Source organism: Actinomadura sp. 9N215 (assembly GCF_044326345.1).
Taxonomy (GTDB): domain Bacteria; phylum Actinomycetota; class Actinomycetes; order Streptosporangiales; family Streptosporangiaceae; genus Spirillospora.
This window is the reverse complement of record NZ_JBIRBA010000032.1, coordinates 49730-69349: the sequence shown is the minus strand read 5'-3', so window position 1 is coordinate 69349 and position 19620 is coordinate 49730. Positions and strand designations below refer to the sequence as shown.

Sequence of the window (19620 nt, the reverse complement as noted above, 5' to 3'; positions counted from 1 at the left end):
CGTCAGGCAGACGTCCCGAACACGTCAGGCGGACGTTCCGAACACGCGGTCCACGGTCCGGGACGCGGCCATGCCGTCGTCGAGCGGGCAGAAGCGGGCGACGAAGTCGCGGTAGCGGTCCCGGTGCCCGGCCGTGGCGGAGTCGACGTCCCGGATCGCGTCGATCAGGTCGTCGGACGTCTCGACGAGCGGCCCCGGCGCCTCGGCCTCGAAGTCGAAGTAGAAGCCGCGGAGCCGGTCCCGGTAGTCGGCCAGGTCGTAGGTGAAGAACAGCATCGGACGGCCCGTGTTGGCGAAGTCGAACATCACCGACGAGTAGTCGCTGATCATCAGGTCGGAGATCAGGTACAGCTCGGTGACGTCGGGGTACAGGGACACGTCCCGGACGAAGCCGTGCTCGTCCTCGGCGACGCCGTCCACCACGTTGGTGTGCAGCCGGACGAGCAGGACGTGGTCGTCGCCGAGCGCGGCCCGCGCCCGCTCCAGATCGAGCCGCATGTCGAACTTGTACCGGCCGCGGCTGTAGTACTGGTCGTCGCGCCACGTCGGCGCGTACAGCACGACGCGCTTGCCGTCCGGGATGCCGAGACGCGCCCTGACCTGCGCGGCGACCGCGTCGGCCGCCGGGCTGTGCATCAGGTCGTTGCGCGGGTAGCCGACCTCCAGCATCTCGCCCTCGAACGAGAACGCGCGGCGGAAGATCTCCGTGCTGAACGGGTTCGGCGACAGCAGATGGCTCCACTCGCCGACGGCGGGCCCGGCGGACTTCGACTGCAGCGCCTTCTTCATCCCCGGCGTGTAGGCGAAGTGCACCTCCTTGATGTCCTTGCCGATCTTCTTCAGCGGGGTGCCGTGCCAGGTCTGCAGGACGACCTGGTCCGGATGCCGCCGGAACGCGTCGCCGAGCCGGTGGTTCGTCACGATGTAGCGGGACGTGGCGAGCGCCTCATGCCACTCCCTGCCGTGCAGCCGGACGGCCCGCAAGCTGCTCGGCAGGTCCACCTGCGCGTCGTTGACCACGCACAGCTGCTCCAGGTCGGCGCCGCGGCGCAGCAGTTCCTGGTGGACGGCCTTGGGACTGTCGGAGTACTGCCGTCCGCTGAAGCAGGAGAACACGACGGCGTCGCGCAGCCCGTCCCGGTCGACCCGGCGGCGGGCCTCCTCGCGGTACTTCGCGCCGTCGCTCTTCTCCTCCTGGGAGACGTCGCCGGTCACGGACATGGCGAGCCGTCCGTCGCGTCCCTCCAGCTCGTAGCCGCGCCGCGCCACCTCGATCGGCTCCGGCAGGTGCTGGTGCGCATGCGCGGACAGCCGGACGGTCAGCGCCCGGCCGCCCGGTGGGCGGAACAGCACGTCCCAGCGGCCGGGACGGAGCGGCAGGACGCCCGCGACGCTCGGCACCGCCGCCACCGGTACCTCCGCGCGCAGCACGCCCGACGACGGGTCGGCGACGAGGTCGAACGCGTAGTCCTTGCGGCGGCCCCGGCCGCGCAGCACGATCTGCCCGCCGTCGTGGGCGGTATGCGTCGCGGTGAGCACCAGCGTGCCGTCCGGCCGCCAGGTGCAGTCGTCGACGGCGAGCCGGGTCGTGGTGCGGCGGACGCGCAGGTAGCCGCTCGGGCCGCGGCCCGCGTCGATCTCCAGCGTGCCGAACGTCCGCTCGACGTCGTCGGCGTCCTCGGCGAGGACCAGCGGGCGGCCGCCGGCCGAGACCGTCCAGTCGCGGGTGTCGTCGATCTGGTCCGGTCTGGCGGGGGAGCCTTCGAGGGCGCCGATGTCGACGCGGGCGGCGAACCGGCGGTCGGTCGCGGTGACCGGGACGGCGATGCGGTCGTCGCCGAGCGTCAGCTCCAGCTCGTCCAGCGCCTGCCCGGCGGCGGCGGTGACCTCGATGACGAGGGCGTCGCCGTCCCACCGCAGCGCGGTCGCCCGCACGGCGACCCGCTCGACCTTGATGACGAGGTGGTCGTCCGCGATCAGCGGGACGACGCGGACGTCGTCGGCGACGTACCGGTACGGCGGGTGCGCGCCGCTGCCCGCGCTGCCGCCGCGCAGCGGCCCCCGCCGGAACACGCCCGCGTTGAACACCGACGCCTCGACGTCCCAGTCGCCCTCGACCCAGCGGCCGTGGTCGCGGAGCCGGCCCACGTCGAACCCGAACTCGAACCCGGAGAAGCCGGACTTCTTCCCGGGTTTCGGGATCTGCCGGGCGCGCAGCACGATCTTGCGGTCGCCGGACCGCAGCGTCATCGTCTTCACCGACGTCCAGCGGCGCCGGTTGCTGACCGAGTTGATGTACGCCTCACCGGTGACGGTCAGCCGGTCGCCTTCCCACGTCACGGTGTGGACGCGGCCCCGCATCCGGACCTCGCCGCGGGCCCGGTACACGTCGCGGGGTACGCCGAGCTTGGCGTCCTTCCAGTACGGGTAGACGACGTACCGGCGCAGCGGGTCGCGGACGATCGACGGCGACGCCTTCCCCCGCTCGTACCGGACGACCTTCACCAGCTCGGACGTGTGCCCGGTCGTCGCGAGATGCCACTTCAGCCGGGTCAGCGCGGGCGCGCCCGCGAGCACTTTCGCGGGTATCCCGGACGCGTACGCGGCTGCCTGCGCGACGACCTGCTCCCGCTCCCCGGCGGGCACGTCGGGCAGCGCGTCCAGGAAGACGCGCAGCTCCTCGTCGACGGCGATGAGCTGGAACCTCTGCCGTGCCCTGGCGTCGCCGCCCTCCTCCAGCCAGGTCGTGGCGAGGGTGACGGCGCCGAACCCGTCCGCGATCTCCTGCGCCTCCGTCGTCGGCGCGAACCGGCGGGTGCGGCGGTGCAGGACGACGTCCGGCAGCACGTCGATCGCCGTGGCCAGATGCAGCGCCTTGATCATGGCGGGCAGGTCGTCGTAGCGGCCGACGTCGGGGAACTCCAGCGCGCTCGCCGTCCAGAACGAGCGCCGGAACAGCTTCCCGAACGCCTTCCTGGCGCGGATCAGCTCCGGGCTGCGCCGCAGGTCCGTCCCGGTGACGGGATCGGCGACCGCGCGGCACGGCCGCCACTGCCACACCTGACCCGTCCACGCGCGGACGGCGTCGCGCCCCACCGCGATGTCCGACCCGGACCGCTCCAGCGCCGCCGCCAGCGCCGCGACGGCGTCCGCCGGAAGCTCGTCGCCGCCGTCGACGAACAGCAGGAACTCGCCGTCGCTCTCCTCGACGCCCAGGTTGCGCGCCGCGCCCCGGCTCAGCGCCCCGCGCCGGACGATGCGGAACCGGTCGTCGGGGACGGCGATCTCCGCGGTCGCGCCGGTGCCGTCGTCCATGACGAGCACGTCGAGGGCGGTGTGCGACTGGGCGGCGAGCGACTCCAGGGTGGCGTCCAGGGATTCCCCGGCCCCGTGGGAGAGCACGATGGCGCTGATCCTGCTGGCGGGCAAGCGGCCCACTCCTTCGATCACTCGGCCGGCCGGGCGACGGTGCCGGGCCGGGAACGGCGGGTTTGCGCGGCGGACGGTCGCCGCGCGGACGTGCGCCGGTCGCCGGGTGCCGGGCACGGCGGGACCCGTGCGCGGCAGAGGTGTGCGCCGGGAGACCGGACGCGGCGGGGTTCGACGGGCCTTCGACCCGGATCGTACTGCGGGAGCGGTGGACGCCGCCGGATCCCTGCGGGTTACCGCGGCGGGTTCGGGACCTTCTCGCCGAGGAACATCCGGCGGACGGCGCGCTCGGCCGCGTGCCCGTCGTCCCACGGGCAGAAGCGGGCCCTGAACTCGGCGCGGTCCTTGGCGGCGGCGTCGCTCCACGCGGCGCGGGACACGAACGCGTCGACCAGCTCGTCCTCCGTGGTGGCGACGACGCCCGGCGGCGTGGCCGGCAGGTCGAAGTTGACGCCGCGGGTGAGCCGGTACGTCTCCCAGTCGTTGGCGTAGATCACGATCGGCCGGTCGAGGTTCGCGTAGTCGAACATCACCGACGAGTAGTCGGTGAGGAGCGCGTCCGACGCGATCATGAGGTCCTCGACGGACGGGTGCCTGGACACGTCGACGACGCGGTCCTCCGGCCAGCCCAGATCCGCCGCCATGTTCTTGATCTTGTAGTAGTAGTGCGCCCTGAGCAGCAGCACGTGGTCGTCGCCGAGCTGGTCGACGACCCGCCCGATGTCGAACATGGGGCTGTAGCGGCGCTGGTAGTCGCGGTGGGTCGGCGCGTACAGGATCGCGGTCGCGCCGTCCGGGACGCCGGCCTCGTCGCGCAGCCTGGCCCGCAGCTCCGCGTCGTCGCCGGCGTTCACCAGCCGGTCGTTGCGCGGATAGCCGATCTCCAGCATCTCGTAGGCGCACGGGAACCCGCGCTGCCACGCCTCCGTCGACAGCGGGTTGGACGAGACGAGGAAGTCCCACCGGTCGGACCGCGTGATGAGGGCCTTGAAGTCCATGTCGTTCGCGCCGACCGGATACTCCATCTGGTCGAGGCCCATCTTCTTCAGCGGCGTGCCGTGCTGGGTCATCAGGTGGACCTGCTCGGGCCGCTTCACGTAGAAGTCGGGGAAGTTGACGTTGTTGACGAAGTACTTCGCGCGGGCGAGCGTCCGGTAGTAGTCGGCCGACCCGGCGACGACGTACTCGACGCCGTCCGGCATGGACGCGCGCGCCCCCGGCTTCACCACCCAGACGGGGTGGATGTGCGGGGCCAGCTCCCGGACCTTCTCGTAGATCGCCGCCGGGTTGCACGCGTACCCGCGGTACCAGTAGGCGGCGAACACGGCGAGGTTCTCGTCGATCGGCAGCTTGCGCTGCATCTGGTAGTAGCGGTCCTTGGCGAGGTCCTTCGAGGCCCGCACGCCGCGCTTGCCGAGCCGGCCGACCTTGCGGGTGCGCCGCTTGGCCGTCTTCGTCCGCGACTCGGTGGCGCGGACGCGCACGAAGCCCTTGTAGTCGTCCGCCTTGATGGCCCGGTGCTTGTCGGCGAGGTACGGCTTGTCGTCGGGGTCGGGCGGGACGTGCCCCTCCGGCTCGTACCGGTTGTACGTCTTGGCCATCTCGGCGAAGAACCGCGCCTTGTCGGACTCGTGGACGCGGTCCTCGCGCTCGATGATGACGAGGAGGTGCCAGATCGTCCGGTCGAACATCAGGGTCCGGAAGGGGGCGGCCCTGTCGCCCATCCCGTCCATGAACTCGAAGATGCGGTCGTACTGCGCGAACGCGTCGAAGTGCTTCGCGCCGGTGGTCTTGGTGATCGCCCCGTGGCGGCGCTGCCGGTAGATGTAGCAGACCCGGTCGAGCAGGCTGAGCCGCTCGGCGGCCATCAGGATCGGGTAGGTGACGTTGACGTCCTCGTAGTAGCCGCCGCTGAACCGCAGCCCGAGGTCGACGAGGAACTCCCGGCGGATGGCCTTGTTCCACGCCGTCATCATCATTTCGAGGACGCTCGGCCGCTCTTCGAGGGTGAACACGTCGGGCGCGGGCGGCTCGCGGAACAGGTGGTTGATGATGCTGCGCTTGACCTTGCCGTTCCAGTACGAGCGGGCGTAGTCGAAGACCAGCACGTCGGGACGGGTCTCGGCGAGCCGGTCGCAGATGGCGCGGACCGCGCCCTCGGTGGCGTGGTCGTCGCTGTCGAAGAACCAGACGTAGTCGCCGGTCGCCATGTCGAGGCCGATGTTGCGGGCGTGGCCGAGCCCGACGTTCTCGTCGAGGTGCCGCACCCGGACGCGCGGGTCGCGCGCGGCGAACTCGTCGAGAATCTCCCCGCAGCCGTCCGGCGAGTGATCATCGATCGCTATGACCTCAAGGTTCGGAATGTCCGGGTCGAGGATGGAATCGAGGCACTGCCGGATGTACCCCTGCACTTTGTGCACGGGGACGACGACGCTCAACGAGATGGTGTGGTCACTACTCACGCGTTGGCCAATCGACTATCGGTGAATCTGGACTATACCCGCAACTGTCAGCAAATCTTATGTCGCGCCTTGTGACGGCTTCAGCAGCCAGCGCGCCTTGGGCTCGACGGCCCAGCGGGTAAGGCGCACCACGGGAGTCGCGGCGAGGAGCACGCCGAGCGCGAGGCCGCCGGCGGTGACGAGGACGAGCCCCGGCGGGCTCCGGAAGAAGCGGTCGTCGAGGACGCCGCCGTACTGGAGGGCCTTCACGACGAGGCCGTGCAGCAGGTAGACGTACATGGTCCGGGTCCCGAGGCGGGTGTACCAGGCCCGTCCGCGCGGGACGACGGCGAGGAACGCCGCGCCCAGGACGAGGGCGAACACCATGGCCAGCAGCCGATACGACATGCCCTCGGGCATGCTGAAGCCCATCTGCTCGTACCCGCGGTTCCACAGCCGGACGCCGTGCTCGATCTTCGGGACGACGGTCCCGCGCTCCCAGACGTAGGCGATCGGCAGCGCGGCCACCAGCGCGGATGCGCCCGCCCAGCGCGTCCAGTCGCGGCTCCGCAGCGCCTCGACCGGTCCCGTCCCGCCGCCGTCGGGGGAGTTCCCGGAGCGGATGGTCAGGCCGAGGACGAAGAACGGCAGCAGCCCCGCAGCCCGGCAGATCGTCGGGTCGGAATTGAAACTCCAGCTTCCGGCGATCAGCGACAGGACGACCGCGGTCGCGACCGGATAGCGCAAATGCGCCCACAGCGGCGCGCTCAGCCGCCACAGCGCGAGCGCGACGAGAAACCACATCAGGAACTGCGGGCGGAAAAGCTCGTGCAGCCGGAAGTCGTCGGCATTGACGAAGGCGAGCAGCCGGTACGCGACATTGAAAATCGCGAACGGCACGATCAATGTCGGGAAAATGCCGCGGAATCTGCTCGTCGAGCGCATGAAGCCGCGGGAGAAGTAACCGGAGACGAACACGAACAGCGGCATGTGGAACGCGTAGACGACGGTGTAGGCCGCGTCCGCCGCCTGGCTGTCCTTCCGGAACACCTCCCAGACGTGGCCCAGCACGACCAGCAGGATCAGGAAGAACTTGACGTTGTCGAAGTAGGCGTCGCGCTGCCGCGGGACGGACGCCGGCGCGTCCGGGCCGGGCGCGTCCGGCATCGGCGCGCCGGGCACGCCGGGTGCGCCGGGCGCAGCGGGTGCGCCGGGCGCCGGCCCGCCGCCGGACGGTGGCGGGTGGTGGGGTGGGCGGAGGATGCCGGTCATGTCTCCGTATGCCTCATCGGGTACGTGCAGGTGGGAGCATCGGTGACTCTAGTCACCGATCAGGGGACGCCGTGGCCTGATACGTGAGGCGGCACGCTAGCGCATCCGGCCCCCCGGTTTGCGCAGAGGCGTGAACACCCAGGTCATCTTGGGTTCCAGCGCCCAGCTCATGCACCGGACGACGGGTCTGGAGCACAGCGCCGTCCCGACCGCGAACGCGCCGCCGACCACGATGACGACGCCGGGCGGGGTGTGCATCCAGTCCGCGTCCCACCAGCCGGTGAAGTCGAGCAGGCGGGTGACGAACCCGTGCAGCAGGTAGGCGTACAGCGTCGCCGCGCCGAGCCCGGTGAACCAGTACCGGCGGCGCGGGATCTGGGTGAGGAACGCGGCGACGAGGACGATCGCGCACACGAACATGGCGAGCCGCATCAGCGTGCCCGCGAAGTTGCCGACGCCCATCTCGAAGTGCGCGTGCTTCCAGTAGATCCAGTTCCGCGACATGTGGTCCATGGCGAGGAACGTGCCGCCGAGCCCCGCGGCGAGCACGACCGCGCCGACCGGCCGCGCGGCGGGACTCTTCAGCAGCTCGAAGTGGTGCGGCTTCAGCGTGAGGCCGAGGACGTAGAACGGCAGCAGCCCCAGCACCCGGTGAATATCGAACGTTCCACCAAGGTCGCTCATGTACGACAGCAGCGCGAACCCCACCGCGACGGCGAGCGGCCAGCGGATCTGCTGCCAGACCGGAGTGGAGAGCCGCCACATGAACAGCGCGCACAGGAACCACGTCAGGTAGTACGGATTCAGCAGGCTGATCTCAAGCTCATTGCGTCCGGCGAGCCAGTCGTACAGCGAGTAAGCGAATTCGAACACCACGTAGGGGACGCCCACATTGGTGATCAGTTTTCTGGCCTTGCCGCCGGCGAACGTCCAGTTCCGCGAGAAGTAGCCGGTCATCACGATGAACAGCGGCATGTGGAACATGTACACGAACAGGTACAGGCCCTTGGCCATCGGGACGTTCAGCAGGTTGGCCAGGGAATGCCCCGCGACCACCAGCAGGATCGCGAAGTACTTCGCGTTGTCGAAGAACGGATCACGCCGTTTTCCTGGAGCGGCGCCCGGTGCTTCCGGAGCGGAGCCGCGGGCCGCCGGGACGGTGCCTCGTGCGTCCGAGGCGGTGCCCGGTGCCTCCGGGATCGGACCCGCCGCAGGGTCCGCGGTGAGCGGCCGGTCGGAACGGGGTGCCGTCTCGGCCCCGGAGGGCCCGGTGGTAGAGCTCATAGGGGCTGCCGGTCAGTGCTCCTTGCAGATGTTGTCGCTGGCGCGGATCTCGCCCTGCTGCTTGGGAATGCCGCTGCCCGCGCTCTTCAGGTTCGTCCAGTCGCTACCGACGACCAGGTCGACGAGACCGGGCGTGGCACCACGGGTGCGCGCGGTCGGCTGCGGCTTGCTCGGAATCAGCGCGGCCAGCGACTGCGCCTGCTGGTCGGCGCCGGAACCGAACATCACCTTAGTGGTGGACGTGGTCCCGGAGGCGTTTCCGCCGACCGTGACCTGGAATCCCTGCGACTCCAGGTCGTCGGCGACGCGTCCCGCCTGCCCGTCGATGCCGCTGCCGTTGTAGACCCGCACCCGGATCTGGCTCGGCGGGAGCTTCACGCTGCCCGCCTCCGGCTCCTTCGGGATGGTCTTGTCGTTGCGGATGGCGGCGAAGAACGGCTGCGCGCCGGCATTGAGCGCCACGCGGTTCGGGTCCTGCGGGTCGGGCCCGGACGGGACGGTCACGAACCGCAGCTTGCCGGAGGTCATCCCCTGCATCTCTTTGGCGATGTCCATCATGACCTGCGGCGTCAGTTCCTTGTCGGTGGTGAGCGACTTGGTGACCGCGTTCATCAGGTCGAGGAGCTTCTTGGGGTTGCTGAGCACGCCCGCGCTCATCGCCTTGTTGGCGAGCGCGCCCATGAACTTCTGCTGCCGCTTGATGCGGTCGAGGTCGGAGCCGTCCCCGAGGCCGTGCCGGACGCGCACGTACGCCAGCGCCTGCTCGCCCTTGATGTTGTGCTTGCCCTTGCCGAGGTTGAGCTTCGACTGCGGGTCGTTGACGGCCTTCGGCAGGCACACCGGGACGCCGCCGATCGCGTTCGTGATGGCCTTGAACCCGTTGAAGTCGACCTGCATGAAGTGGTCGACGCGGACGTTGGAGATGCTCTCGATCGTCTTGATGACGCAGGCCGCGCCGCCGTTGGTGAACGCCGAGTTGATCTGGGCGCGGGCCTGCGCCGGGATCACCCCGCCCTTCCTGCTCTTGCAGGACGGCATCCGGACCATCAGGTCGCGGGGGAAGCTGATGCCCATCGCCTGCCCGCCGCCGGGGGACAGGTGCAGCAGGATCATCGTGTCCGACCGGGGGGCCTCGTTCTTCAGCTGGCGACCGTACTTGGCGTTGGCGCCCTCACGGGTGTCGGACCCGAGCATGAGGATGTTCATCGCGCTGTTCAGCTTCTTCGGCCGGTTGGGGCCGAGCTGGGCGTTGACGTCCTCGTGCGCGATGTTCCCGAACGCCCTGCGGTACAGGCCGTAGGCGGTGAGGGAGCCGGCCACCATGACCGCCGACAGCCCGATGCACACCCATCCGAGAATGCGCCAGCCGCGTCGCGGCGCCGCTGACTGCGGATCGGCGTCGTCGACGTACTCCATGTACATCGGGTTGCTGTTCATCGGCTCCGAGGTCCGGGGGGACGTGTCGCTCCGTGGTGGGCGTCGGGTGGGCAAGGGCAGCGTAGGTCAGGCGAGCCGACGTGGGGACCCGGATGGGTCATTCCGTCCGGGCGGACCGGCCACCACCGTCACATGTTCCAGGGTTACGCGTCGCTCTAGTACGGCTTTGTCGAAGTTTCGTTGGATTATGACGGAAGCACCCGAGGCTAGTGGTGCGAGCAAGCCGGTCAGTACCCCGTCCAATGTGGTGAACGACATGTCAACCAGGAGGCGGTCCCGCGCGTCTAGATCCCATTTTTCGGCGGCGGCGCGGGCGGCCCCGACCAGCTCGGCGGCGGTGAATGTGGTCTTTGTCACACTGAGCGCGGGCGCCTCAGGCGTCACTTCCGGCCCCGGGACGAACCTGTCGCCGTGCGCGCGCACCTCCAGGGCGTAGTCGGTGACGCCGGGCGGGCAGTCCGCGAGCGGGCCGCCGAGCGCGTGCAGCGACAGGCCGACGATCTCCTCGGCCCCGCCCGCCGCCGCGTCGTCCGCGATCACGTCGTCCAGCACCTCCTGCGCCACCGCCAGGATGTACGGACCGGACGCCCCGGACGGTTCGGCGGACGCGCCGTTCCGTACCGATTCCGGGTCGACGGGCTCCACCACCAGGCCCGCCGACCAGCACGCCATCAGCCACACAGCCGTCTGCCAGTGCGGTGGCAGGACGAGCACGACCCGGGTGCCGGGTTCGGCAGCGAGGCCGTCGACCAGGAAGTTCGCCGTCTTGGCGACCCAGTTGTCGAACGTCCGGGCGGACAGCTCGACGCGCTCGCCCGACGCGTCGTCGTAGAAGGTCACCAGCGGGCTGGACGGGTCGTCCGCCACCCGCCGCCGCAGCAGCTCGGCGGGCCCGGCGTTCGCGCTCATAGGTCAGAGCGTATGCCCGCATGATCGTCCTGGAGCCATCACCCGGCCGGGGCCGCTACGCTCCGCACGGAACCAGGGAGTCTTCCACGGGGCGGAATCATGGACGCGGGTCGGCTGCTCGTGCGGGTCACGCTGGCCCCGGCACTGCTCATCACGGCGTGGTTGTCCGTTTCGCTGCCGCTGCTGATGGCGGGCGTGTTCCGTCCGGTCCCGGCGATCGTGCTGTTCGTGCCGGTCGCGGCGGTCGTCCTGTGGTGGGGCATGCGCGGCCGGACGGCGACACCCGACGTGCCCTGGTGGACGGTCGCCGCCGTCCTCGCGATCACGGTGGCGTTCCTGGTGCTCCAGGTCGTCATGGTCTCGGAGCAGATCATCGTCCGGCGCGACCCGGCGTCCTACGTGCAGTTCGCGACGTGGCTGAAGAACGAGGGGTCGCTGCCGATCCCGCTGACGGAGGGGGCGTTCGGCGGCCCCGACCGGGCGCTGGACTTCGAGAGCCCCGCGTTCTACCAGCACGACGGCGCGGTCGTCCCGCAGTTCATGGCCGGGCTGCCGCTGGTGCTGGCGCTCGGCGGCTGGCTCGGCGGCACGCACGGCATGCTGCTGATGGCGCCCCTGCTCGGCGCGTGCTGCGTGCTCGCGTTCGCCGGGCTGGTGGCGCGGCTCGCCGGGCCGCGCTGGGCGCCGGCCGGGGCGTTGCTGCTGGCGCTGACGCTGCCGATGCTCTACGTGTCGCGCAGCACGTTCAGCGAGCTGCCCGCGATCGTGCTGCTGCTGGGCGGGCTGTCGCTGCTGCACGACGTCCGGCGGGAGGACGGACGGCACGCCGGCCTGAAGGCGTTCCTGGCGGGTCTGGCGCTCGGGCTCATCGTGCTCGTCCGCATCGACGGGCTCCGGGACGTGCTGCCGGTCTTCGTCTTCGCCGGGCTCTACGTGGCGCGCAAGCGGGTCCTCGGGTACTGGATGGGTGCTGGGCTGCTGCTCGGTGTTGGCGCGGGGCTGGTGGAGGGCTACGCGAAGTCGCGGCCGTACCTGTCGTACCTGGGGCCGTCCCTTGACCCGCTGCTGGCTATCGCGGCAGCGGTCGTCGTGGCGACGGCGGTCATGGTCGTGCTGCTGCGCTGGGACCGGACGGGCCCGCGCCTGCGCCGCGCCGGTACGGCCATCGCGCGCGGGAGGCTGCCGGGGGCGGCCGCGATCGTGACCGTGCTGGTGATGCTGGGGTTCGCGCTCCGGCCGCTGGTGCAGACCGTCCGGCGCGAGCCGTCCACGCACGACGACGAGATGAACGTCCGCTTCATCGAGACCGTCCAGCGGATCCAGCACCTTCCGGTGGACGGCACCCGCCAGTACTCGGAGAACTCGCTGTACTGGGTCTCCTGGTACATCGGCATCCCTGCGCTGCTGTTCGCGACGCTCGGCGCGGCGCTGCTGGCGCGGCGGCTCCTGCGCGGACGGTCCCCGGAATGGCTGCTGCCCTACGCCGTGGTCGTCTGGACGACCACGCAGGTGCTGATCAGGCCCGGGATCACGCCCGACCATCCGTGGGCGTCGCGGCGGCTGATCGGCCTCGTCATCCCCGGCCTGCTGCTGTTCACCGTGTTCGCGTCCGCGTGGACGGTGAAGCGCGTCCGCCGCCTCGGGTACGGGCGGCGCGTGGTGCGGACGGTCGCGGTCGCCGGCGTCGCGGGGATGCTGATCCCGATCGTGCTGACGTCCGGCGGCCACCTGGCGACGCGGACGGAGCAGCACGAGGTCGCCGCCGTCGACGGCATGTGCGACGCGCTGGGGCCGCGCGGCTCGGTCGTGGTCGTGGAACGTTCGACCGCCGACCGGTTCCTGCAGGTCGTCCGGGGCATGTGCGGGGTGCCCGCGGCGCGCACCACCGGCCGCGCCACGCCCGCCGACGTGAACCGCGTCGCCGCCGCCATCGCCGCGGCCGGACGGCGCCCGGTGATCATGGCGGCGAAGGCGGCGGAGGTCGCGCCGTACGGGACGCCGCGACGGGCCCTGTACCTGAGGACGCGCCAGGACGGCCGCACCCTCGCCGAGGCGCCCGGCGGGACGTGGGGCCTGACCGTCGAGGTCTGGATCGCCGAGCCGCCGCCGGGGCGGCGGGCCGGGAGTTGAGGCGACCCTGATCCGTCCGGGCGAGTATCCTCGCGCTGCGTGAGCACCCAGTCTGCCGAGCCGACGCACCAGTCCGCTCCCGAGCCGCGCGTTCCCGAGCCCGCACTCGAACCGCGCGCCGCCGAGCCGCCGCCCGCGCACGTGCCCGAGTCCGCGCCCGTCCCCGAGCCCGCGGGTCCGCCGGCCGGGCCCGTCCACGTCACGATCGTCCTGCCCTGCTACAACGAGCAGGACCACGTGCTCGACGAGGTCGAGCGCATCACCAAGGCGATGGACGGCAGCGGCAAGTCCTACGAGCTGCTCGCCGTCGACGACTGCTCGACCGACGACACGCTCGCCCGGCTTGAGGAGGCGGCGCCGCACTACCCGAACATGCGGGTCATGGCGTTCCAGCACAACAGCGGGTCCGGCACGGTGCGGCGCATCGGCTCGCAGCAGGCGCGCGGCGAGATCGTCGTGTGGACGGACGCCGACATGTCCTACCCGAACGAGCGGATCCCCGAGCTCGTCGACGTCCTGGACAGCGACCCGTCCGTCGACCAGGTCGTCGGCGCGCGTACGAGCGAGGAGGGCTCGCACAAGGCGCTGCGCGTGCCCGCGAAGTGGTTCATCCGGAAGGTCGCCGAGCGGCTCACCAACACCAAGATCCCCGACCTGAACTCGGGGCTGCGGGCGTTCCGCCGCGAGGTGTCGCTGCCGTACCTGCGGCTGCTGCCGCCCGGGTTCTCCTGCGTGACGACGATCACGATCGCGTTCCTGTCGAACCAGCACCCGGTCCGGTACCTGCCGATCGACTACGCCAAGCGGGCCGGGAAGTCGAAGTTCCACTTCACCAAGGACGCCTACCGCTACATCCTCCAGGTGCTGCGGATGGTGATGTACTTCAACCCGCTCAAGGTGCTGATGCCGCCCGCGCTGTGGCTGATCGTGATCGGGCTGCTCAAGGGCGTGTTCGACATGGTGGTGCACTTCGGCTACTTCGCCAACAACACCATCATGATCTTCGTGACGGGGTTGATCATCGCGTCGCTGGCGCTGCTCGCGGACCTGATCGTCCGCTCGCGCGGCGACGTCTAGCGGCCGCGGGATGCGGATCGCGATCGTGGGCCCGGCCTTCCCGTACAAGGGCGGCGGCGCCCACCACACCACCGAGCTGGCGCACCGGCTGGCCGCCGCCGGGCACGACGTGGCCATCGAGTCGTGGCGAGCCCAGTACCCCGGGTTTCTGTACCCGGGACAGCAGACGATCTCCGAGCCTGAGGGCGAGCCGTTCCCCGGCACCCGCCGCGGGCTCGACTGGCGACGTCCGGACGGCTGGTGGCGCACCGGCCGTGATCTGCGCTCCCGCGACCTGGTCGTCCTGGCGGTGCTGACTCCCGTCCAGGTGCCGTCGTACCTGGGGATTCTGGCCGGGCTTCGGCATCGGGCGCCTGTGGTGGCGCTGTGCCACAACGTCCTGCCGCATGAGCGCAAGCCGTACGACGAGCCGCTGATGAAGCGCCTGCTGCGCAGCGTGGACGGCGTACTCGTCCACTCCGAGGCGCAGGCCGATCTGGCGCGGGGGCTCACGGAACGTCCAGTGCGCGTCGCGGAGATGCCCGCCCATCTGCCGACGTCCGCTGCCCCGCCCGAGCATGACGCCAAGGTCAGGCGGCGGTTGCTGTTCTTCGGGATCGTCCGTCCGTACAAGGGCCTGGACGTCCTGCTCCGCGCTCTCGCGGAAGGCCCGGACGACGTCGCGCTGACCGTCGCGGGCGAGTTCTGGGGCGGCCTCGACGAGACGCGCGAACTCGTCCAGTCACTGGACTTGGCGTCTCGCGTCGATCTGCGTCCGGGGTACGTTCCGGCGGCCGACGTCCCGGGCCTGTTCGCCGCCGCCGACGCGCTCGTCCTGCCCTACCGGACGGCCACCGCGTCGCAGAACGTCTGGATGGCCTACGAGCACGGGCTTCCGGTGATCGCCACGGATGTCGGCGGCTTCGCCGCGCAGATCCGCGACGGCGTGGACGGTCTCGTCTGCACCCCCGACGACGTCCCGTCCCTGGCCGCCGCGCTGCGCCGGTTCTATTCGCCGGGGGAGCCGGAGCGCCTCCGCTCCGGCGTCCGCCCGGTCGACCACGGCCCGGTGTGGGCCGACTATCTCGACGTGCTCACGAACCTCACAGATGGGGTTCGATGACCTTCAGCAGGGCGCGCTTCGGCTTGGCGCCGACGACCTGCTCCACGACCTCGCCCTTCTTGAAGAGGAGCAGCGTGGGGAGGCCCATCACGCCGAACTTGGTCGGCGTGTCGGGGTTCGCGTCGTAGTCCAGCTTGGCGATCTTGATCTTGCCGTCCTGCTCCGCCGCGATCTGTTCGAGCACGGGGGCGATCATGCGGCAGGGCCCGCACCAGTCGGCCCAGAAGTCGACCAGTACCGGGGTGTCGCTGCTGAGGACCTCGTCCGCGAACGTCGCGTCGGTCACGGTGATCGGGGCCGTCACGGTCCCTCCTTCGTAGGCTGCGTATCCCTCACAAGCTCTTTCGACGGCGGTTCATTCCCGCCTTCGTCCGGCTGGGCGTCCGGCTGGGCGTCCGGCCGCGCGTCCGGCTGGGTCCGGCCGAGGAGGAGCGCGACGCCCGCGTTGATCAGGTCGGCGGCGGTCAGCAGCACCCGGGACGCGATCGCGACCACGACCGGCGCGCCCGCCGGGAGCACCGGCGTCAGCACCACCGTCAGCGCGGCCTCCCGCGCACCGATGCCGCCCGGCGCGATGAACACCAGGAATCCCGCCACGAACGCCAGCGCGTACGCACCGGTCGCGATGAACGGAAGCCCATTCCCGTCACCGCCCACCGCCATGCACAGCAACCACGTGTGGACGCCGAACAAGGCCCAGCCCAGGACCGTCCAGCCGACCGCCTTCAGGGTGACGCCGAGGCTCACCGGCCGCTCCAGCGCCGGCCGCCGGATGATCTTGAGCATCAGCCCCAGGCACCACGTCACGACCCTCGGGTGCAGCAGCGCCAGCAGCACGGGCGCCAGCAGGAACAGCGGCCAGTACCTGTCGCGTGCCGCCGCGGACGTCAACGGCAGCGTCACCGCCGCGACCGCCAGCCCGCACGCCGTGGACGTCGCCACCGCCAGCAGCGTCGACCCGAAGCTCCGCTCCGGCGGCACCTTGTGCTCGCGCGTCATCTCGATCTGCGTGACCAGCGCCCACACCTTGCCCGGCACGTACTTGCCGAGCTGCGAGATCCCCGAGATCCGGAAGATGGCCCTGATCGGCAGCGGCGAGCCGAGGCCGCCGAGGAACTCCCGCCAGCCCAGCATCCAGACGAAGAGCCCCGCCAGGCCCACGGCCAGCGAGCCGACGAGCGTCGCCCACGACATCTGCCGGAACGCCTCGACCGTCGCGTCCCACTGGGACGCCACGCTGTAGGCGCAGAAGGCCAGCGCGAGCATCACCAGCAGCACGCGCAAGGCCCGCACAGCGACGGCCTTCATCTTCACGCGCCCAGCGTAGGCGAACGTGGCCTCGCGACCCGCCACTCGTCCTACAGTTGGGGACGATGAAGATTTCGGATGTGGTCGCCTTCATGGGCCACCAGGTGCACGTGTGCCGGTACCGCGAGGCGGGGACGCTCCTCGCCTGGATGGGCCGCGACCTGCACGGCAAGCGAGTACTGGACGTCGCCGGAGGCGACGGCTACTGGGCCGGCCAGGCCCGCAGGCGCGGCGCCGACGCCGTCTCGATCGACCTGGCCCGCGGCAAGATGGTCTACGGCCGGACGCTCGCGCACGCCCCCGCCCTGATCGAGTGCGACGCGCTGCGCCTGCCGTTCGGCGACGGCTCGTTCGACGCGATCCTGTCCGTCTGCGCGATCGAGCATTTCGACGACGGCGGGAAGTCGCTGGACGAGATGGCGCGCGTCCTCAAGCCCGGCGGTGAGATCTACATGTCCGCCGACGTGCTGAGCCGCGCCGACACGTGGCCGAAGCTGCGGGACGCCCACAAGGCGAAGTACCACGTCCAGCACACGTACACGCACGAGAGCCTGCGCAAGCTGATGGACGAACGCGGCCTAGACCTGGTCAGGCACAGCTACCAGTTCCGCACGGCCGCCACCGAGCGCCTGTACCTTTCGCTGTCCACGTACGGGGGCAAGGTCGGCTTCAACGCCGCCGCGCCCCTGACGCCGCTGGTCGCGCTCGCCGACCGCAAGGCACCGAACGAACGTGGCAGCATCGTGTTGGTTCAGGCCCGCAAGAGGTAGTCGTCAGAAGGTGCGATCCGCCTGAGTGGAGGTCCCGCGAAGCGGGCATGGGCGGGCGTAGGCTCGAAGAGTAAAGGGTGATCTACGCCACCGCGCTGGATGGGGGAGTGGACCGTGGCGCCTCGGATTCTGCTCGACGCCACCGCCGTGCCGGCCGACCGCGGCGGGCTCGGCCGGTACGTCGACGGCCTGCTGGTCGCCCTGCACGCGCAGGGCGCCGACCTCGCGGTCGCGTGCCAGCGCGCCGACGAGGAACGCTACGAGGGCCTCATCCCCGGCGCGCGCGTCGTGGCCGGCCCGGCGACCCTGTCGCACCGCGCCACCCGCCTCGCCTGGGAACAGTCGGGCCTTCCGCACGTGGCGGAACGCGTCGCCGCGGACGTCATCCACCTGCCGACCTACACGATGCCGGTCAGCGCGGTCCTGCCCACGGTGGTCACCATCCATGACGTCACGCTGTTCGCCGAGCCCGAGGTGCACGACCCCGTCCGGACCAGTTACATCAAGTCGGCGACCCGCACCGCCGCCCGCCGCGCCACCCGGCTGATCGCCCCGTCCTACGCGACCCGCGACGAGCTCGTCCGCGTCCTCCACGCCGACCCGACCCACATCGACGTGGCCTACCACGGCGTCGACCACGAGGTGTTCCACCGGCCGTCCGAGGCGGAGACGAAACACGTCTCCGACCGCCTGGGTCTTCACGGCCGCCCCTACGTGGCGTACCTGGGCGCGCTCGAACCTCGCAAGAACGTCCCGAACCTGATCCGCGGCTGGGTCCAGGCCTGCAAGGACCGGTCGGACGCCCCCGCGCTCGTCCTCGCGGGCGGCGGCGGCTGGGACGACGAGGTCGACGCGGCCCTCGCCACCGTCCCGCTGGAACTGCGCGTCCTGCGCCCCGGCTACCTGCCGTGGTCGGCCCTGCCCGGCTTCTTCGGCGGCGCCCTGGTCGTCGCGAATCCGAGCCGCGGCGAGGGCTTCGGCCTGCCGGTCCTTGAGGCCATGTCGTGCGGCGCGCCCGTCCTCACCACCCGCCGCGGCCCGCTCCCCGAGGTCGGCGGCGAAGCGGTCGCCTACACCGAGCCCGAGCCCGCCGAGATCGGTGACGCCCTCGCCGCCCTCTTCGACGACCCGTCCCGCCGCGCCGAACTGGCCGAGGCCGCCCACATCCGCTCGCAGCAGTTCTCCTGGTCCGCGTCCGCGAAGGCGCACCTGGCCTCGTACCAGCGGGCCGCCGACACGACCCGCTAGACCGAGACCCGCTACGCCGAGACCCGCTAGGCCGAGAAAGGAACCGAGTGGAAGCGATCCTCCTGGTGGGAGGCCAGGGCACCCGCCTGCGCCCGCTGACCATCTCCACCCCGAAGCCGCTGCTTCCCACGGCCGGCGTGGCGTTCCTGGCCCACCAGCTCGCCCGCGCGCACGCGGCGGGCGTCGACCGCATCGTGTTCGCCACGTCCTACCGGGCCGAGATGTTCGAGGCGGCCTTCGGCGTCCACGCCCACGGCGTCGACCTCGCCTACGTCAGCGAGGACGAGCCGCTCGGCACGGGCGGCGCCATCCGCAACGCGTCCCGCGCCCTCACCTGCGGCCCGGACGACCCGGTCCTGATCCTGAACGGCGACATCCTGTCCGGCCACGACGTGGGCGCGCAGGTCAAACTGCACGAGGAGTCCGGCGCCGCGGTCACCCTCCACCTCACCGAGGTCGACGACCCGACCCGCTTCGGCTGCGTCCCCACCGGCGCGGACGGCCGCGTCACCGCCTTCCTGGAGAAGACGCCCCACCCGGTGACGAACCAGATCAACGCCGGGTGCTACGTGTTCCGCCGCTCCGCCGTCGACACGATCCCCGAGGACGAGGTCGTCTCCGTCGAGCGCGAGACGTTCCCGTCGCTCATCTCGTCGGGCGCCATCGTGATGGGCCACGTGGAGTCGGCCTACTGGCTGGACGTCGGCACGCCGGAAGCCTTCGTCCAGGGGTCCCGCGACCTCGTCCAGGGCGCCCTGACCTCCCCGGCGATGCCCGGCGAGCCAGGCGAGCGCCTCACCCTTCCCGGCGCGTCCGTCGCGCCCGGCGCCGTCGTCCGCGGCGGTACCACCGTGGGCCGGAACGCGGTGGTCGAGGCCGGCGCCACCGTGCTCGGCAGCGTCCTCCTGGACGACGCGTTCGTCGCCGAGGGCGCGACCGTCCGCGACTCCGTCCTCAGCCGAGGCGCCCGCGTGGGCCCCGGCGCCGTCCTGGACGGCGTGGTCCTGGGCGACGGCGCCGTCGTCGGCCCCGGCAACGAGCTCCTCCCCGGCCTCCGCGTCTGGCCCGGCGTGGAGCTCCCTCCCACCGCCATCCGCTTCTCCACCGACGCCTGACCTCCCGCCTCGCCCGACCTCTGAAGATCGCCGACCGGCGCCGCAAGGAACCGGGCGGGCGTACGCTTGCAACTTCTTTGCCGTCGACGTACCTGTGA

At 71.1% G+C, this 19620-nt stretch carries 14 protein-coding genes; 6 read left to right on the top strand and 8 right to left on the bottom strand.

Going from position 1 to position 19620, the window contains the following annotated elements; all coding sequences use genetic code 11:
* Positions 1-24: 24 nt before the first annotated feature.
* The 6 genes from ACH34T_RS37330 to ACH34T_RS37305 form a co-directional block, all read right to left on the bottom strand.
* The gene (locus tag ACH34T_RS37330) at positions 25-3429 is read right to left on the bottom strand and encodes a CDP-glycerol:glycerophosphate glycerophosphotransferase (protein WP_396025706.1); all 3405 of its coding nucleotides are present in this window, start codon (positions 3427-3429) and stop codon (positions 25-27) included.
* 233 nt (positions 3430-3662) lie between these two features.
* Complete coding sequence (locus ACH34T_RS37325) at positions 3663-5891, bottom strand: CDP-glycerol glycerophosphotransferase family protein (protein ID WP_396025705.1); 2229 nt, start codon at positions 5889-5891, stop codon at positions 3663-3665.
* 57 nt (positions 5892-5948) lie between these two features.
* Positions 5949-7142 (bottom strand): acyltransferase family protein, encoded by a 1194-nt coding sequence (locus ACH34T_RS37320; protein WP_396025704.1) that lies wholly within the window; start codon positions 7140-7142, stop codon positions 5949-5951.
* 96 nt (positions 7143-7238) lie between these two features.
* Positions 7239-8426, bottom strand: a complete 1188-nt coding sequence (locus ACH34T_RS37315) for an acyltransferase family protein (protein ID WP_396025703.1) — start codon at positions 8424-8426, stop codon at positions 7239-7241.
* Between the two features lie 12 nt (positions 8427-8438).
* Positions 8439-9863: an LCP family protein gene (locus ACH34T_RS37310; protein ID WP_396025702.1), complete on the bottom strand. Its 1425-nt coding sequence runs from the start codon at positions 9861-9863 to the stop codon at positions 8439-8441.
* A 66-nt stretch (positions 9864-9929) separates the two neighbouring features.
* On the bottom strand, positions 9930-10772 hold the full coding sequence (locus ACH34T_RS37305; protein ID WP_396025701.1) for a TIGR03089 family protein: 843 nt from the start codon (positions 10770-10772) through the stop codon (positions 9930-9932).
* A gap of 99 nt (positions 10773-10871) precedes the next feature.
* Here ACH34T_RS37305 and ACH34T_RS37300 point away from each other — a divergent pair, with 99 nt between their 5' ends.
* From ACH34T_RS37300 to ACH34T_RS37290, 3 genes are read left to right on the top strand one after another with little or no spacing between them, the layout of a single operon-like run.
* Positions 10872-12902 carry a hypothetical protein gene (locus ACH34T_RS37300; RefSeq protein ID WP_396025700.1) on the top strand — a complete coding sequence of 677 codons (2031 nt, stop codon included), beginning with the start codon at positions 10872-10874 and terminating at the stop codon, positions 12900-12902.
* A gap of 39 nt (positions 12903-12941) precedes the next feature.
* The gene (locus ACH34T_RS37295; protein ID WP_396025699.1) at positions 12942-13979 is read left to right on the top strand and encodes a glycosyltransferase family 2 protein; all 1038 of its coding nucleotides are present in this window, start codon (positions 12942-12944) and stop codon (positions 13977-13979) included.
* 10 nt (positions 13980-13989) lie between these two features.
* Complete coding sequence (locus ACH34T_RS37290; protein ID WP_396025698.1) at positions 13990-15081, top strand: glycosyltransferase family 4 protein; 1092 nt, start codon at positions 13990-13992, stop codon at positions 15079-15081.
* On the opposite strand, the gene trxA is transcribed toward ACH34T_RS37290, so the two are convergent.
* Positions 15062-15385 (bottom strand): thioredoxin, encoded by a 324-nt coding sequence (trxA, locus tag ACH34T_RS37285; RefSeq protein WP_138644064.1) that lies wholly within the window; start codon positions 15383-15385, stop codon positions 15062-15064. The genes ACH34T_RS37290 and trxA overlap by 20 nt on opposite strands.
* Positions 15382-16389 (bottom strand): YbhN family protein, encoded by a 1008-nt coding sequence (locus ACH34T_RS37280; RefSeq protein ID WP_396025747.1) that lies wholly within the window; start codon positions 16387-16389, stop codon positions 15382-15384. The genes trxA and ACH34T_RS37280 overlap by 4 nt, the downstream gene beginning before the upstream one ends.
* A gap of 65 nt (positions 16390-16454) precedes the next feature.
* Between ACH34T_RS37280 and ACH34T_RS37275 the strand changes: the two genes are divergently transcribed.
* The 3 genes from ACH34T_RS37275 to ACH34T_RS37265 all read left to right on the top strand — a co-directional run bounded on the left by ACH34T_RS37275 (position 16455) and on the right by ACH34T_RS37265 (position 19522).
* Positions 16455-17159, top strand: coding sequence for a class I SAM-dependent methyltransferase (locus ACH34T_RS37275; protein WP_396025697.1), 705 nt, complete (start codon positions 16455-16457; stop codon positions 17157-17159).
* A 114-nt stretch (positions 17160-17273) separates the two neighbouring features.
* A complete protein-coding gene (locus ACH34T_RS37270; protein WP_396025696.1) occupies positions 17274-18407 on the top strand; it encodes a glycosyltransferase family 4 protein in 1134 nt (377 codons plus the stop codon).
* Between the two features lie 47 nt (positions 18408-18454).
* Positions 18455-19522, top strand: a complete 1068-nt coding sequence (locus tag ACH34T_RS37265) for a sugar phosphate nucleotidyltransferase (protein WP_396025695.1) — start codon at positions 18455-18457, stop codon at positions 19520-19522.
* Positions 19523-19620 lie beyond the last annotated feature (98 nt).